General features: G+C 43.5%; 12 protein-coding genes and 1 CRISPR repeat array. Of the genes, 5 read left to right on the forward strand and 7 right to left on the reverse strand.

What is annotated here, in order from left to right:
- Positions 1–12: 12 nt before the first annotated feature.
- From casA to MHN30_RS12275, 4 genes are all read right to left on the reverse strand, one after another.
- Entirely contained in the window at positions 13–2091 is a 2079-nt protein-coding gene (casA, locus tag MHN30_RS12260; RefSeq protein WP_130165677.1) for a type I-E CRISPR-associated protein Cse1/CasA, read from the reverse strand.
- A gap of 109 nt (positions 2092–2200) precedes the next feature.
- The gene (gene cas3 / locus MHN30_RS12265) at positions 2201–5077 is read right to left on the reverse strand and encodes a CRISPR-associated helicase Cas3' (RefSeq protein WP_239359799.1); all 2877 of its coding nucleotides are present in this window, start codon (positions 5075–5077) and stop codon (positions 2201–2203) included.
- 106 nt (positions 5078–5183) lie between these two features.
- The gene (locus tag MHN30_RS12270) at positions 5184–6017 is read right to left on the reverse strand and encodes a WYL domain-containing protein (protein WP_239359802.1); all 834 of its coding nucleotides are present in this window, start codon (positions 6015–6017) and stop codon (positions 5184–5186) included.
- Positions 6018–6470: 453 nt separating this feature from the next.
- A CRISPR array of direct repeats spans positions 6471–7964; the repeat unit is 29 nt; unit sequence CGGTTTAGCCCCGCGTCTGCGGGGAACAC.
- Between the two features lie 156 nt (positions 7965–8120).
- The gene (locus tag MHN30_RS12275) at positions 8121–8603 is read right to left on the reverse strand and encodes a GNAT family N-acetyltransferase (protein WP_130165674.1); all 483 of its coding nucleotides are present in this window, start codon (positions 8601–8603) and stop codon (positions 8121–8123) included.
- Between the two features lie 142 nt (positions 8604–8745).
- Between MHN30_RS12275 and MHN30_RS12280 the strand changes: the two genes are divergently transcribed.
- The 4 genes from MHN30_RS12280 (at position 8746) to MHN30_RS12295 (ending at position 12574) form a co-directional block, all read left to right on the forward strand.
- Positions 8746–9273 carry a chalcone isomerase family protein gene (locus MHN30_RS12280; protein ID WP_130165673.1) on the forward strand — a complete coding sequence of 176 codons (528 nt, stop codon included), beginning with the start codon at positions 8746–8748 and terminating at the stop codon, positions 9271–9273.
- A gap of 95 nt (positions 9274–9368) precedes the next feature.
- Positions 9369–9899 (forward strand): DUF3833 domain-containing protein, encoded by a 531-nt coding sequence (locus MHN30_RS12285; RefSeq protein WP_099029777.1) that lies wholly within the window; start codon positions 9369–9371, stop codon positions 9897–9899.
- A 231-nt stretch (positions 9900–10130) separates the two neighbouring features.
- Entirely contained in the window at positions 10131–12272 is a 2142-nt protein-coding gene (locus MHN30_RS12290; RefSeq protein WP_130165672.1) for a prolyl oligopeptidase family serine peptidase, read from the forward strand.
- A gap of 59 nt (positions 12273–12331) precedes the next feature.
- Positions 12332–12574, forward strand: coding sequence for a Rho-binding antiterminator (locus MHN30_RS12295; protein ID WP_130165671.1), 243 nt, complete (start codon positions 12332–12334; stop codon positions 12572–12574).
- Here MHN30_RS12295 and MHN30_RS12300 read toward each other — a convergent pair.
- Complete coding sequence (locus tag MHN30_RS12300) at positions 12560–13021, reverse strand: GNAT family N-acetyltransferase (RefSeq protein WP_088532757.1); 462 nt, start codon at positions 13019–13021, stop codon at positions 12560–12562. The two genes, MHN30_RS12295 and MHN30_RS12300, sit on opposite strands and share 15 nt — an antisense overlap.
- 686 nt (positions 13022–13707) lie before the next feature.
- Entirely contained in the window at positions 13708–15438 is a 1731-nt protein-coding gene (locus MHN30_RS12305; protein WP_130127540.1) for an ABC transporter ATP-binding protein, read from the reverse strand.
- A gap of 125 nt (positions 15439–15563) precedes the next feature.
- On the opposite strand from MHN30_RS12305, the gene MHN30_RS12310 reads away from it, so the two are divergent.
- Positions 15564–16454, forward strand: a complete 891-nt coding sequence (locus MHN30_RS12310; RefSeq protein ID WP_069018700.1) for a TetR/AcrR family transcriptional regulator — start codon at positions 15564–15566, stop codon at positions 16452–16454.
- A 131-nt stretch (positions 16455–16585) separates the two neighbouring features.
- Here the strand turns inward: MHN30_RS12310 and MHN30_RS12315 are convergent, their stop codons facing one another.
- Positions 16586–16966: a nuclear transport factor 2 family protein gene (locus MHN30_RS12315; protein WP_130165670.1), complete on the reverse strand. Its 381-nt coding sequence runs from the start codon at positions 16964–16966 to the stop codon at positions 16586–16588.
- Positions 16967–17263 lie beyond the last annotated feature (297 nt).

Raw genomic sequence — 17263 nt, forward strand, 5'->3', positions numbered from 1 at the left:
GGTAACTCCTTTTTAATTTGTCGCGTCTGCTGAGTCTGTAGACTCGTCGGATTGAGTTGGTTTGGCCCAGTAATCTCTGGCCCATTTAAGTTGAATGCGTTTGTCATCGCTATCCCAGTGATAGAGATCTTCCATCAGGGTTCGGTAATCAATGGCAATATCTTTGCTTTTTAGAATTTGTACCATCTGGCGCAGCGTTTGCTTTAACTGCTCACCTTTTGCCTCCAGCAGGCACTCAAAGCGAAAGCTCATGCCGCGGCGCTGATCTTTATCCGCTTGATACCAAATGTGACCAAAACTGCTGTGTTGTGCTTCTTGATACACTTTGGCGTGACTTGCAAATAAACCAGCAATAAAAGCCTGCACTTTGGAGCGTTCATCCTCACTGGAAAGTAATGGCCCTAAGTAAGATATCGCTGTCAGTTGAGAGCCTTTTTGCAGATCCAGAGACTTCCTAAGTGCAGCCAGAATATCTCTTTTAGGGAAATCCGGATTGCCCCACTGATATAACTGCCTGATGATTTCTTGAGTATCCTGACTCCAGTAAACATGACGCTGCCATGTTCTCCCGTGTAATGACTCTTCCAATTGTTGTTTGGCGATACTCAGGCCCTTTTGTGCTCTGACTCCACCATAACACCAGCTATGCGTTGCACCTTCAAATGCAGCAAATGCTGTTTCCTTGCACACTGTACGCCAACTAGATTTAGCCTCTTCACTGTTATTACTTAATGCCCAAATAAATTGTTCAAACGACTCATTGAGTTTAGGCCAGTAAAAACGCGCAGGGTTGATCGACTCAACTTTTGTTGAAATATCTTGTGCCCTAGCACCATCTGGTAACAGATGAGAAGCAAAGGTTCTTACTGCCCCCATAAGCTGGCTATTAATGGCCTCTGCGGTTTCCAGACCTTTAACCAGATGTGCACTGTACTTGTTCTTTTGTACTTGGTCTTTTTCGATCAAATTAATCGCAAGTGGCAAGCGCTCGTCAAACCAACATAAGGGGTTGGCTTTGTTATTATCTAAACCAATTAACTGACAATTAAGATGAAGCTTATCAATTAATTCATTATCTTCCGCAGCAAGCAATTGGATACCAGCGGGCCTTAAATCTGTGGGCTCTATACCCACTTTAGTCGACCTGGCATATTGCAATAAGTTAGCCGTATCTCGCCAATAGGCTCGTTCAAAACTCAACCTAATCGGCAATTTCTTTTGCTCTTTATTGAGACGGTAAGCGAAGTAAGGCTCCTGCTCCATTTCTTTTGGATTAGGTAATCCCTGTGCTATGAACATGCGGGCAACGCTGCCATCTTTTTGGGGCAGTAAACGCACATGACGAGCACGCCAAGTAAGATAATCACTCAGCCCTCGCATTTCACGAGCCTGAGGCTGCTCAGGCTCATTTTGCTCCCATACAGGCAGGTCCGTTTTACGATCGAGCCACTCTTCATTTTTTGGCATATGTAAATTGAGCATCAAAGTTTGGAACAGGTTTTCGCCCTCCACCATTACAACTGCACCGCCAACTAATGGGGCATTGGTCAGGTTTGGGTGCTTACCAAACTGCACCGAACTACCACTCACCCCACCGCCCAAGCTAAAATACTGACAAACAAGTAACTGAAGTGCGGCTTCATTTGCCGGTAGTGAGAACTCATGATTATCAGCAATATGATTGAATAGGGTTTTATTGTTACCGCTCGCCAGATCAGGCGAGAGCTTTTTGACCGATGTTGTTACGCCCTTTTCTTTCGTGAAATTTGCTGTTTGAAAGAAGGGGTTTGATTCTGAAAAAAGGTCAAACCGTTCTGCGCACTCAGCCGAGTCAAGATAGCTGGAGACTTGCTCATCGAACTCTCCAGCTGCAAAAACCTCATCCCACTCGTCCGGTTCCAGATAGCCGTAACTGCGGTACAAAATGGCCAGTAACAAGCGTTGTACCGATGCCACTACAAGCGGCTTTTCGTGTACTATCCGCTTTAGCTTTGGGGCTGCCTCAAGCAAAGATAGTATTGAGTATTCATTGGTTACCCCCTGTAAATCCAGGGCTGGTATCCAGCTTTCAGTTAATAAATCGTATTTCATATTCCCTCACACTCTGTAAGTAAACCAATTATTGCTTACCAATTTCATTAATTTTGGACAAAGCTCCGCAGTGTTACTGCCACTTTTAACAAAACCGGAAACTCCACTTTTAAACTTTTTTTCTATCCACCATAAGCCCCAATCGAGGATCTAACCTAAGTGCTCCCAACCCACTATTGGAGTAAGTTAAGTCTTGACCCAAAACAACAGGAATACAGTTAAACAGTGTTGGCGAACGTCGCCAGGTTTCTTTAGCGACAAAACTAAACGGCCAGCACTCTTCTTGCTCCTTAAAGTGCGTCACCCACTTGGCGTGACTGAGTGATATTTGTGCCTGTTTTAAGCGAGCAATATCTGCTTTTTTAAGCCTTTCTCCAGCTCGCCAATCAATCGCTTCTGATTCTGCATATTCCTTTACCCTCTGTTTAAGCGCTTGCACATTTTGTGTATAGGACGGAAACTCTGTTACCGGAACAAGCACTCCTTCTCCGTTATCAACAAGAAAAATCAATTGAACGCTGACACTGGTTAAACGCGTGCTGAGGACAATGTCATCGTTTTCAATTTCACTATTCGTGTACTTTAATAGAGCCCTGACGCTCGACTTATCCGCATCAAACATCATTTCTTTAGCCAAAGTATATTGCGTCCGCTTATCCAGCCTGAATTCAAATGCCTTGTCGTATTCCTGCTCAAGCCAGGTTATTTGTTGATCAACATCGGCATACACTTTATTGATCCATGTATCCATATCGCTATTAATATGAATGGCAAAGCCACCCCCACTTACTTCCTCATTCCTCTCCCAAAGCAAGCGAGTTGTTACAGCCAGTAGATGTGAGGGGTAGATAAATATTTCACCGTGACCAAACCACTCTCCATAGTCCTCGGGAATTTTATCCATTGAAGGCAGATAGACATTTAGTGTGGGTGTTTTAATAAACTTGGAGCGAACAGCGTTATTGACTTGATGACGCCAAACACGGCCAACTCTTTGCAAAAGCAGATCAATTGGTGCAATTTGGGTAAACATCTCGCATGCATCATAATCCAGACTTTGTTCCAGGACCTGACTCCCTATTAGGATCAAACATTTATCCTTCACTGGTCGGTTAGGGTTGATGCTACGATGATCCGCAGGATGTTTGCCAACCTGATATTCAATCATCTCCTCAATGGACAAACGTGTGGCCAATGGATACTTTGCATGGAAAGTTAAATACTCAACTCGACCATCACTTTCGCTGCAATGTCCTGCAATGAGCCTGGACATTTCCTGAACTTTATCAACAGTATTCAAAATACAAACAAACACGCCACAACCTGCGTTATTGGCCGTCGTTAAAACATCATCTGCCATATTATTGATACACAACTTTGGAGACGTTGAGTGCAGCTTTATCTTGTAGGTTCCGGGTGGGCTGGTTAAGTCTTCTTTTTGACTATCACTCTCAGTTTCTATAATTGTGTGAGACCTTGCCAGAGCACCTGAGCTGTATGTGGTGATCCTTGGATAGGGTTTATCTTCTACTTCAATCTCTGTTTCAGATGCTTGCCCATACGCCTGAACCAGCTCAACCAACATAGTTCGGGGCAAGGTTGCAGAAAGAATGATGACTCTGACATTAAGCTTGGCCATCCAATGCAGCGTATTTTTCAGCAAATCTAGCTGAAAACTCTGTAATGAATGCACCTCGTCCAGTACCAGAACTTTATTTGAGAGCCCAAATAATCTGACAAAGTTATGCTTATAGCGCATTGCAGCCATTAGCAACTGGTCAATAGTCCCCACACAGACACCGGCCAGTAAGCCATGTTTTTTTGGCGTGAACCATTGATTTGCTACCACTGAGGGAGTGGTGTTTTGCTGATGCTGATAGTCGATACTTTTTAATTTTAATGCTTCATATTGCGGCTCAAAATCTGCGTTGCTGTGTTTTAGGTGGGTTTCTATATTCTGATACCCAAGCACATCTTTTTTAAGTAACCTTAAAGTCCGTTTGAATAACTGATTTGCTGTCGCTTGTGATGGCATGGCCACATACAAACCCGAGTGGCCCAGGTGGCGAATGAAATGATCGGCTAAAACCTGCGCCGCTTCTGTTTTACCACTTCCCATACCGCTTTCAATAATCGAGAGCCAGGGCAGCTCGTTGAGCTTGATAAGCTCTAATACCTTTAATTGCAAAGCATTAGGCTTAAAACCAAAAACATCTACGAAATCTGCCTTGTTATTTGAAGCTGTGACATGCTTGATATTTAATAAGCTCACAAGCGCATTGGCAGTATCCATTCTTTGCACAGCATTGTAGTCACTGGCTGTACAATACCTAAACTTTGATTCATCTGAACCAATCCAATCAGCAACCGAACACAGCCCAGCCATATAAGAGTACCAGGCTGGCGTTAAGGTTTGTGCTGCAAGCTGGTTAAATAGATAAAGGTCAATGGAAAAGTAATCGGCTAACCATTCTATCGTATTGCTCTGCACCTCGCTCCATTGCTCATCGCCGCACAAACCACATTGCTTTTTATTCGCTACAAATACACCATGATGACTGGCTACTGCAGAAAATATTACTCTCGCAACACTTTTATCTACTCCATACTGTCCACACAAGTAGTCATGCAAAATAACAAACCCTGAATTGCCATGTTTGGTCTCAGCGTCTCCACACACTTTGAATGTGTTAATGTCGAATAAATCCTTTACCCGGCCCTGCAACTTATACTGAAAACCCGGTGTGATCTTACCAATATCATGCAGGGCAATAAGCAACACTACCATAGCAATCGCGGTATCTTCATCAACGCCTTCAATAGCTAAAAGCGGCTTGAGTAAAATAGCCCGCTCCTGAGCTGCCAGCTTGAGAATAATCGCCCGGGCCACAAAGGCGACATCCAGCATATGGCACACTGCGGGTAGAGTCTTATGCTCGTCGGCCTTACCCCAAAACTGAAAAATGTCGCTGTTAAAATCACTCACACTGTTACTTCCTTGCTTTCAATACACTCAGCTTACGACGCGAATAAAATGCCAACAATCCTGCGATTGCAACCAGTAAAAAAATTACCCGGTCGGGTGCGTTTACTCAAATGTTCCATAGCAAACCCCTAGCCCTCAGCTCCCGATAGCAAGCCGGTTCCATCACAATTTGCTGTGCTTCCGGGTGTGGATGCTGAACATCTAACCTCAAAATGCTGTTCAGGTAGTTGATCAGTGCAGCGTTGGTTTTAATTTGCTTTTGGTAATTGTGCATATCAAAGTCGTGAGCGATAACTTGCTGGGCGTACTCGCTGAGTCTTGGGTCGGGGATTATGGTTAAAGTGACTTCCTGCTGCCAGGCTTCGTCGTCTTTTTTGTACTTTTGCGCTTTGCTGATAAATTCTGGGGAGGCAGAGACGATACGCGATAATGAAAAGTCTCTAAAGCCTTTGGCTTTTTCACTGTAGGCTCTCAAATGATAGCGCAGTCCAGAGTTAATCAGCGTGTGAGGGCGGATCACGCGCTCGGTTTCACCGCCTTCTTTTATAGACTGATAGCGAATATCCAGCACGCTTTGTCGCCGACAGGCATTCAGTATGGGCCGCAAAATGGTTGGATTGAGCTTTCTGTGTGGTAGTGCCAGCGCTGTGATGGTGGAGGAACTCAAGTTGTGGACGTACTGTTCCCCAGTGAGACTAGTATACTCAGTAAAATCCTGAGAGATATAGTTAGGTGTAAAGGGGCTTGCCAGCACATAGGCTTTCTCAGACTCATTGTAGCTTGCGGCAATCTGATAACGCTCAATAAAGTCGGTGACATAACGCCGTGCGCTGGGCCTTAAAAGCTTAAATTTGCTCTGGAAAGTACCAGTCTGGATTTCTCCCTGCCAAAACAATACCGCTTCAATATATCTAAAATACAGCTCTTCCTTAGCCTGCATAAAACACTCTGGTAAAATTTTCGTAAAATAAATGTATCAGAACAAACAAAGTAAGTCATTGACCTGAGACAAACTGACAGAGAGATCACGCTAGCATTTTTTTGATGGTAGATTAATAATCAACTATGGCGGCAGTGTTTCCAATGGGTAACGGTTATATGCAGTTTATATATGATGTGAGTTCGAGTCTCACCCTGCCACCACTTCCAGCCAAGCTGTCCACCGCCTCTTTCCTACTAAAATGTCCTATTGGTTAGCCCCGTGTGTACGAGGGCGAAATAGGACCGACAAAAATATCTGGAATATTTTTGAACAGCTCAGCTGACCCGAAGGGCGAAAGGCAGGAAGTCTGGAGTCATCACCGTTTCGCAGCCTGCTAAGGTGAGCGCATGGATGCGTGAGGGATGCTGCTTCACGGACGAATACAGCACATGATTCAGACCTGAATAACTCAGGTTTAGCCCCGTGCGTACGGGGAACACTAGGTTCTACGCGCGCCATTCTCATCGAGTGCCGGTTTAGCCCCGTGCGTACGGGGAACACAAATCGCTAAGTAATAAATCAGGCGTTTCGCTCGGTTTAGCCCCGTGCGTACGGGGAACACGAATATATTTAGTGCGAAATCGATCATTGATACGGTTTAGCCCCGTGCGTACGGGGAACACGCGCTAAAAAACCCCGTTAGCAGTTTAAAGGCCGGTTTAGCCCCGTCCGTACGGGGAACACGTTCAATTGGTGTGTATCAAAAACGCCTAGACCGGTTTAGCCCCGTCCATACGGGGAACACTCAGTCACAGGCAAGTTTATTAGTTTCGTTGGCGGTTTAGCCCCGCGTCTGCGGGGAACACTTACTCCTTAAGTTTAAAGAAAGGAGATTATCCGGTTTAGCCCCGCGTCTGCGGGGAACACCTCGTTAATGGTCACCACTGTCCTATTTGGTACGGTTTAGCCCCGCGTCTGCGGGGAACACTTCCTTTTTTAACATTGAGTGTGTGTTTTATGCGGTTTAGCCCCGCGTCTGCGGGGAACACTGGAATCGTTCGGCGTTGGCCGTTGGGGTGACCGGTTTAGCCCCGCGTCTGCGGGGAACACTGCCGCTATCTTAGCCGGGGTGGGTATATTAACGGTTTAGCCCCGCGTCTGCGGGGAACACTGACGGGTCGCATGGCGGCGTTGGGTCACACTCGGTTTAGCCCCGCGTCTGCGGGGAACACTTTATGAGAAATTGGCTCGTGTGATTGTTTCGCGGTTTAGCCCCGCGTCTGCGGGGAACACAAAAACTCCGCTAAGTCTCGTACGCTAAAATTCGGTTTAGCCCCGCGTCTGCGGGGAACACACTAACAAATAAACAAAGCGGCATAGATTCAACGGTTTAGCCCCGCGTCTGCGGGGAACACTCAGATGACAAACCAACGGTTTGAACGTTCTGCGGTTTAGCCCCGCGTCTGCGGGGAACACGCACAAGCACCATTGAGCAGTTTTTTTGATTTCCGGTTTAGCCCCGCGTCTGCGGGGAACACAATTCAGGTGATGCGGGAAAGACAGAAGAAAACGGTTTAGCCCCGCGTCTGCGGGGAACACCAAATTCATAACGCACAACAACTGAAGTTTCACGGTTTAGCCCCGCGTCTGCGGGGAACACATCGGCGTTGGTTGAATGAATACCGAGCGCCTCGGTTTAGCCCCGCGTCTGCGGGGAACACTTGAAAAATGATGTGAATGTTTCGATTATCTCCGGTTTAGCCCCGCGTCTGCGGGGAACACGCATATAGGATATCAATTAGACGCGTTAGAGCCGGTTTAGCCCCGCGTCTGCGGGGAACACTTTGTTTACTGCACGTTTAGCCAAAGTTATGCCGGTTTAGCCCCGCGTCTGCGGGGAACACGAGGTATCAAAACTCTAAAAAGGATAAGTCTGCGGTTTAGCCCCGCGTCTGCGGGGAACACTCTAAATATATAGTATTGTTTTTATTAACAAAAATCACACTTACAATGTTCACCAAAAATATTGGGTACAAATTCTACGTATGTTTACTCGGCTCAATTGTTAAAGATCGGGGTTTCTCTTCAAATAATGTATAGCCAACAGGCCAATAAACTTCACTATACTTGCTCAGCAAAATCGATGAGCTCTTGCCCTGATAGGCGATAAATAATCCATTCGTTTTGTGCTTTAGCACCAATACTTTCATAAAAATCGATTGATGGTTTATTCCAGTCAAGCACCACCCACTCAAAGCGACCGCAGTCATTTTGTAGTGCAAGTCTTGCGAGGTACTTCATGATCCCTTTACCTGCGCCAACACCGCGTTTGTCTTGTGACACATATAAGTCTTCAAGATAAAGTCCGTGCTTGCCAAGCCAAGTAGAATAATTAAAGAAATACACTGCGAACCCGATTGCTTCACCATCTAGTTCACAAATAACGCTGTGTGCTCTGGCTTCTTTACCAAACAATTTCTGTTCTATTTCTTCCACGGTATTGAGCACGGCATCTGGCTCTTTCTCATAAATTGCAAGTTCGTTAATAAAATGCAGTATTGTCGCGGCATCAGCTACTTCTGCTGGGCGAATTGAAAGGCTCATAATAGCTCCTGTATGTAGATTTTGGCTAGCTTAGCAAATTGTAAAGGGGGATGACAGCACCTTTCAGACAGCAGCAAAGTGAACAAACTCCCCAGCTCGTTCGTATAAGAAGCTAACTGTTTTTATATAGGAAGAGGTTAGTATGCAAAGGACCATCTTTGCCTTTTTGATGTTGCTATTCAGCACTCAGGGTTTCGCAAGCGCCAGTGATCTTGTATATCAATTTATAGAAAACCCTCAACAGGTCGGTAAAACAAGTCGAATGACCTATTTGTTTTGGGATGTTTATGATGCCAGCCTTTATGCCCCCAAAGGAGCGTACTCTCAAGACCAACCTTTTGTATTGGCACTACATTATTTACGCGCGCTTGATGGCAAAGAGATAGCAAAACGATCACTGAAAGAGATGGAAAAACAAGGGTTTAATAATTCGAGTCAAGGTGAGCGATGGCTGGCAGAAATGGAAAAGATTTTCCCCAATGTCTCTAAAGGGACCGTGCTTTTTGGCGTGAGAACACCCGAAGGAGCTACACAGTTTTACCAAGATAAAAAGCTTATTGGCGAAGTGAAAGATTCGGAATTTACTATCCGTTTTTTCAATATTTGGCTCGGTGAAAAAACATCCGAACCAACCATGCGAGCCGAGCTTCTAGGTCTAAAGCGGAAGTAGCATATGGCTTTTTTCCATTAATTTCATCTTCGCTATTTGGCTCATATATAAAAAGCAATAGCACTCAAAGAGGCCTCTAGCCTAAGGAGAAAACAATGCGCATCACTCTTGCAGTACTCACTCTATTTTTATTATCTGCTTGTAGTTCGGGCATTGACGGTAAAAAATACTCGACACTTAAACCGCAATTTGACCCTTATGAGTTTTTTGTTGGTGACATAAAAGCATGGGGGATAGTCCAAGACAGAGATGGTAACTTAGTGCAACAGTTTACCGTCGATATCAAAGGTTCAATCAATAACCAGTCAGAGCTTGTTTTAGATGAGTCCTTCAACTATCTGCTCGGTGATGGCGTCAAAACACGAGTTTGGACTATTACAAAGGCATCAGGCAACCAGTATTCAGGCCGCGCCGACGATATTCTCAACTCAGCATCGGGTGAAACCTACGGCAATGCGATGAATTGGCAGTATAGAATGGACTTACCCGTTGACGACACCAGCTACGAAGTACACTTTGATGATTGGATGTGGTCGTTTGACCAAACCACTCTTATGAACCGCTCTTATATTGAAAAGTTCGGTATTGTAATGGCTGAAGTCACAATATTTATGCAAAGGCAATAATAATTACGCCAAATCAACTTCAATTTAACCTTCTTACTCGTGTATTTGTCTACAATTTGTAGACAAATACACGAGCTTCACTACAATCCACAGCAATTCTAGTAGCGTAATCATGTCCCACACTGATAAATGCTTAACAAAAAATGCCGTATCGAAAAGTCTTATTGCTGAGTAAGGCGCAAGAAACTGCGGCGAGATAGTAGCTAATAAGAACCAATAGGAATCCCCACAATGATAAAGAAGATACTAGCTGGAGCCATTGCTCTTGCGCTTGTCGGATGTGTTAATACCGAAAATGAACAATCTAATAATGCGGCATTGACGCAATCTGTGAAATATCCAATCACTAAAACAGGCACAGTGGTAGACAACTACTTTGGTACGCAAGTGGCGGATCCATATCGCTGGTTAGAAGACGATAAAAGCGCAGAAACCGCTGCGTGGGTAAAAGCACAAAACGAGACTACTCAAGCATATTTATCGCAGATTCCATATCGTAAAGACATCGAAAAACGCCTCACCGAACTACTTGATTACGAGCGTGTTTCTCAGCCTTTTAAACACGGCAACTATACTTATTTTTACAAAAATGATGGATTGCAAAACCAAAGTGTTTTGTACCGCCAAAAAGAAGGTGGTGAGGCTGAAGTATTTTTAGACCCAAATACCATGAGTGACGATGGCACAACATCGCTTGCAGGATTAAGTTTTAGTAAAGACGCCTCATTGGTGGCTTATCAAATTTCCGAAGGTGGGAGTGACTGGCGTAAAGTGATTGTGCTAAACGCCGAGACTAAAGAGCAGGTCGGTGAAACGCTGGTCGATGTGAAGTTTAGTGGTATCTCTTGGTTTGGTAATGAAGGCTTTTACTACTCAAGCTATGACAAGCCTAAGGGCAGTGAACTTTCTGCAAAAACTGACCAACATAAAGTGTATTATCACAAGATTGGTACACCTCAAGATCAAGATAAGGTCATTTTTGGTGCCACTGATGCGCAAAAACACCGTTATGTTTATGGTGGTGTAACCGACGATAAAAAATACTTAGTGATCTCTGCTGCGGTATCAACATCAGGTAACAAGTTATTTATTCGTGACTTAAGCAAACCAAATAGTGACTGGGTAACGATTTTAGATCATACCAACTCTGATACCAGCGTGATCCACAGTGAAGGCGACACATTGTTCTTAAGCACTAACTTAGATGCGCCGAACCGTCGTATCGTTAAAGTCAGTGCGAAACAGCCACAACCAGAAAACTGGCAAGATGTGATCCCAGAAACCGACAATGTACTATCGGTTTCAACAGGTTCAGGTTATCTATTTGCGACTTACATCAAAGATGCAATTTCATTGGTAAAACAATATGACTTCACAGGTAAGCTGATCCGTGACATTGCGCTTCCAGGTGTAGGCACTGTGAGTGGCTTTAGCGGTGAGGAAGAAGACAAAGTACTTTATTACTCATTCACTAACTACAACACCCCGAGATCTATCTTTGCTTTCGATGCAGAATCAGGGCGTAGCGAGTTATATAGTTCAGATAAAGTAGATTTTGATTCAGATGCTTACGTGTCTAAGCAAGTTTTTTACACCTCAAAAGATGGCACCCGCGTACCGATGATCATCACCCATAAAAAAGGGCTGAAATTGGATGGTAACAACCCGACTCTGTTGTACGGTTATGGTGGATTTAATGTCAGTCTTAAGCCTTATTTTAGCCCTACACGTGCAGCTTGGTTAGAGCTGGGTGGTGTTTACGCGGTAGCAAACTTACGTGGCGGCGGTGAGTATGGTAAAAAATGGCACAAAGCAGGTACTCAAATGCAGAAGCAAAACGTCTTTGATGATTTTATTGCTGCAGGCGAATACTTAGTATCTGAAAATTATACTTCAAGTGAAAAGCTTGCAATTAACGGCGGTTCGAACGGTGGTTTGTTAGTAGGTGCGACGATGTTACAACGTCCAGACCTATTCAAAGTGGCTGTACCTGCGGTAGGGGTACTTGATATGCTGCGTTACCACACGTTTACTGCTGGAGCTGGCTGGGCTTACGACTACGGTACGGCGGAAGACAACAAAGAGATGTTTGAATATCTGAAAGGTTATTCACCTGTACATAACGTAAAGGCTGGCGTAGATTATCCAGCAACCATGATCACAACAGGTGACCATGACGACCGCGTAGTACCTGCACACTCTTACAAGTTTGCAGCTGAGCTACAAAGCAAACACACAGGTGCTAATCCGACGCTTATTCGTATCGAAACCAATGCTGGGCACGGCGCAGGCACACCGATAAGCAAGACAATTGAACAGTATGCCGATATTTATGGCTTTACGCTTTACAATATGGGAATTAAGTCTCTCTAAAGTCAAGTTCGAAAAGCCACCTGAACAAGCAGGTGGCTTTATTCAATAAGGACGTATCTATGATCAGTTGCCAACAGTATGATTATATTGAACTGGCGTGTATAAAACGCCTTGCGGTTACTATTGAGATGAAAGATGGTGACGTTGTGCGTGGCAGGTGCAAAAACACGGCCATAGTCGGCAAACAAGAGTGTTTAGTTTTAGAGCGAGAAAATCAAACTGTCGCTGTGGTGCTTGCAGAGATTGCCTGTATCTCTGCCGATACCGACAATCCCTATTTTACTACGTTAAGATTTCAGTGATAACGCCATAAAGACACTTAACGGGTTGTCACGATACATACCAAAGCGTTCACATCGCTCAAACCCCAAGCTCTCATAAAGACTTATTGCATTAGCTTGCTTAGAGCCGGTTTCCAACCGAATAAGTGGGATCTGCGCTTCACCCGCATAGTGAAGCAAAATTTGCATAATACGTTTAGAAAGCCCTTTACCTCGATAGCTAGGTTTTACGTACAAGCGTTTAATTTCACCGTACAAGGTTTTATCAAACTGCTTTACAATCGCACCGCACGCTACAATGCCCTCTTCATTTTGTAAGCCAACGGCATACACGTTAGGTTGGTTAATTTCTTCTATTGATAAAGACTGTGCACTTGCGATTGGATATAAGCTGTTCATAAGCTTATCGATTTCAGAAAACACCGCGACTACTTGTGGGTCATCTGACTTTAACTGAATTAATTGCATACCTGCCTCTGAGAAGTAAGGCCAATTTGTCCCATGCTCATAAACCGAGCAATATTATTACTATCCTGGCCGACGTCAAACTATACCGAGTTAGAAATAATAAGCAAATTATAGAGGCAAGATGATAGGCTGAATGCCTACGGAAACTTTATGATGGTGTTAGTTCAATATAATAACTATCTGTTTTAAATAAATAAAAGTTAGTAAACCTGAACTGTTACAAAGTGTAAGGTGATGGTGTGAATTAGATACTTTTAGGTAAATACGAATTTTTCATTCTTATTCTGTCTGGCGGACTTCATGCTTTATCGCGCCGCTCTTATGTATTGCTACTTTGGTTTCTACCGACTGTTTGCTCTTACTTGGAAAGCTCAGTAAAGTCAGTAATAACAACACGCTTGTTAGCGCTACAATCAGCGGGATAGAGGTATGCGAACTTGTGTGTGATGCTCTATGGGGCATAAACAAACCTACGAAAATTAATTTGTCTTCCCTAAAAACCAATCCTTTTTAACCAATAACAAAAATAGCACTTAGTTAAATATGATTACTTTCTATCACATCTAAACTTTTAGTGCTATATAATTTTAAAAAAACACCAAAAAGTATCAATACAACCATTTACCAATGACATTACTGTTCATTCACTTTCCACCTATCCAACCGACGGACCCCAACCAAAGTTATTAGCTTGCAGCTTGAAGGCTAAACTGTTTGTTCACTAGGCTTTGGTAAAGTGAAGAATGTTGCATCAGATACTGATGGTTTCCCTGTGATTCAATCTCACCTTTGTTAATGACGATAATATTATCAGCATCCATAACCGTACTGAGCCGATGCGCAGCGATAATTGTAGTACGACCTTTTTTTGCATTTTTAAGGGCAATTTGAATAGCGGCTTCACTTTGTGAATCAAGGCTTGCCGTTGCTTCATCCAACAGCAGCAATGCAGGGTCTTTTAATAGTGCTCGCGCCAATGCAACTCGTTGCCTTTGTCCGCCAGATAGAGTAATGCCACGCTCACCAATTCGAGTATTCAACCCATCAGGTAGTGTCGCTATAAACTCTGCTAAATCGGCCGTGGCGATGGCATGCTGTAATTGTCCATCATCTATTGTTTCATCAGCACCGTAGACCAAGTTTTCGTATAAGGTGCCACACAGCAGCGGGCTCTCTTGCGCAACGTAACCGATTTGCGCTCTCAAATTGGCTCGGTCTAGCTCTTCAACATTAAGCCCTGCAATTTCAATGTAACCACGCCTCACTGGATAAAAGCCCTGCAACAAAGCAAAGAGTGTAGACTTACCAACTCCTGATGGCCCAACAATAGCGGTCGTTTTTCCACTTAAGAATTCACAGCTCAAGCTTTTAAATACTGGTTTATCATCAGTATAACTAAAAGATAAATTTCGAACATAAATTGACTTATCAGTCAGGTTAATCGTATGACCACTTTCATTTTCCGGTGCCGTTGCTAAGATCTCATTAATACGAACGGCCGCTCCTTTTGCTTTATTAAACGCAGCTACCACCATGCTTAACTGCCCCATCGGCAACACGATGTTCAGTAAAAACATAATAAACGCAACAAAAGCGCCCAGAGTCATTGCACTATTGGCAACCCTTGATGCGCCAAATCCTAGTACTAACACTATCGAAGCCATGATCACTAAATTCACCAATGCGCCCATGGTCGCTAAAAGCGTATGTTCTGACATTGCAGTTTTATAGAGTGACTTCAATTCATTGTTATTCTTTTTAGCTTCTATTTTTTCTGCACCTTGTGCTCTTAGTAAGCGGATATTAGCAAACAGCTCGGTTAACCTTCCTAGCATAGAGGCTTCAGTATCTTGTAATGACTTAGACAGATCCGTTAGCCTCACGGAAAACGGTAAGATAATCAGAAAACTAGCCGTCACTGCACCAAGCATTACAAGTGTCATTTGCCAGTCTAAAAACCATAGAATAATAAAAGAGCCAAATAATGAAACCACACCAGATATAAAAGACACAGACTGCTCGCTCACAAGGTTTTCAATAATTTCAGTGTCTTTTACGATACGATTCGCGGGCTCCCCAGCTCTAGTATTATCAAAGAAGGAAACAGGCAAACGAATGAGGTGCTGAAAAAGGTCTCCGCGTAATTTAAGCTTTTGCTCATTGCCAATTTTACCCATGATGTAAGTCATCAGCCCTGTTAGCACAGCGGAAAACACTAACACCATAATTAATATGACTACCTGTTCATTTGAAAAATGACCATTTTCTCCGAGTTCTTCCAGCAACTTTTTCGTTTGCAAAGGCACCAACAAACCTAAAGCACTAGAGATAAGCGTAAATAAAACCAGAGTGGATAGTAATAGGCGGCTTGGCCGCGTGCGCCTGACTAGCTGTATTAAAGATGATGTATTGTTCATAATTATGATGTTCCCGTTGAATAGACAACATAATAATTGACCACATTTTAAATTTAGTCAATTTAAAAATGACCTATTGGTCATTTTTAAATTGACTGTATACTGCAATGTGAACAGGAGGAGCTATGTCTGATAAGCGGAAATTAATACTGGCATGCGCGGAGCAGTTACTTTTAGCAGAGGGCGATAGTGCCTTTAGCATGCAAACCATCGCCAATAAAGTGGGCATTTCGAAAGGTGCTATCTACCTACACTTTAAGTCAAAAGACGAACTACTATTAGCCGTTTTTGAGCGTCAAACAGCGGATCTGCTAGATAAAATAAGAGCAATATTAGAAAGTGATAAATTGACACCAATTGCTAAGCTAAAACAACAAATCCGCTTCCAGCACGAAGATTTAAAGCAGTACCAAGCGATGTTTCAACTCTTATTACAGGAGGAGTCACTGAGCTTTTCAAATAACTTGATCATGTTCTATCAAGAGTTTCGCTTGACGTGGCTTACGCTACAAGAAGGCTTTTTACTTGAAAACTATGGCGAGCAAGTTCGTCCATGGAAAACCGATCTCGCGATGACGCTTGATGGTATTATTGCTAATTATCTTTCGCTGCCCGTGATCGAAGGTATTGATTTCGACACTGAAAAGCTGGTTAATTGGGTGGTGTCATGCATGGACTCAATTTGTACAGCGCTACCAAATCAAACACTGTTGCCGGTGTTAACCGAACAGGATTTTCCGTCCCAAAAAGAGATCGAAGCTAAAAAACGACAACTCCACGAACAAAAAGTCCAACAAGCTTTTTTACAGCTCCAAGAAAAATCCCAAAAGCTAAAGCTTGCACCACAAAAGCGTGAGATCGTAGACCATACAATCGCTCTGTTGGAGGCTCAACTACAAGGTGAAAACCCTGATACCGTATTAATCAGGGCGCTTCTCGCAGGACTTCGAGACTACAGAGGACTAAATACTGAGCGCCAGCTACTCGCGGAAAGACTCAATGTAGAGGCAGTGTAAACCACCGAGTATGTGGTACTCGTATGGTTAGAGGAAAGCAAAATATTGCTTTACACTGCTGACTATTTTTCTTTTAAGAATAAGACTCTCTTAATCAATACATCGACGACTTCATAGGTTGCGATGGCTTTCTACTTTAATTTATATTCCTCACCATCACGCATTAGACAAAACTCTATAACCTCAGTATCTACAACGAAGCGCCCTTGAATCTCTCTGTTACTTATTTTGGCGCTCAGGCAAGTGACCCTACTAAAAAGCTGTGTATAGGTTTTCTTCAGTTTTTCTTTCCCGGAATACGCTATTCCACCAGGAAAGTAGTGAATTTCTACATCATCGTGATACGTTGCGACGAATGCATCGATATCTCGCTTGTTATAGGCCGCTACCTGTTGCTCAACAATCGCGGTGATATTCTCCTCATTAGTCTGGTCTAGCTGTGCATAAGCTTGACCACTATACATAAGTGCGTTGAGTGAGCCTGCGATGACCACAGATAAATAACGTTTCAACTTGGATTCCTTTTATTATTTTTAGCCATACCACCCGTTTTGGGGTACAAAGACATATTACAGTTTATAGACTCGATATAGCAAATCGCTTAGTTTCAACGTGAAGTCGGTCATCGTTTATAGCCGATTATTTCTAGGCCATTCGCTCAGTTCATTATTACAGTGCGCATCGGTATGTCTGTGGGTCTCATGAATACAGTACTAAGACTCAAACTTCTACGATCTACAACCTTTACCCATCTTCCTAAACATCACTAGATTGACTATAAATCCAGCAAGTTAATCATGAACTGCTAT

It is taken from the genome of Pseudoalteromonas sp. OF7H-1 (assembly GCF_022347825.1).
Lineage (GTDB): Bacteria > Pseudomonadota > Gammaproteobacteria > Enterobacterales > Alteromonadaceae > Pseudoalteromonas > Pseudoalteromonas maricaloris.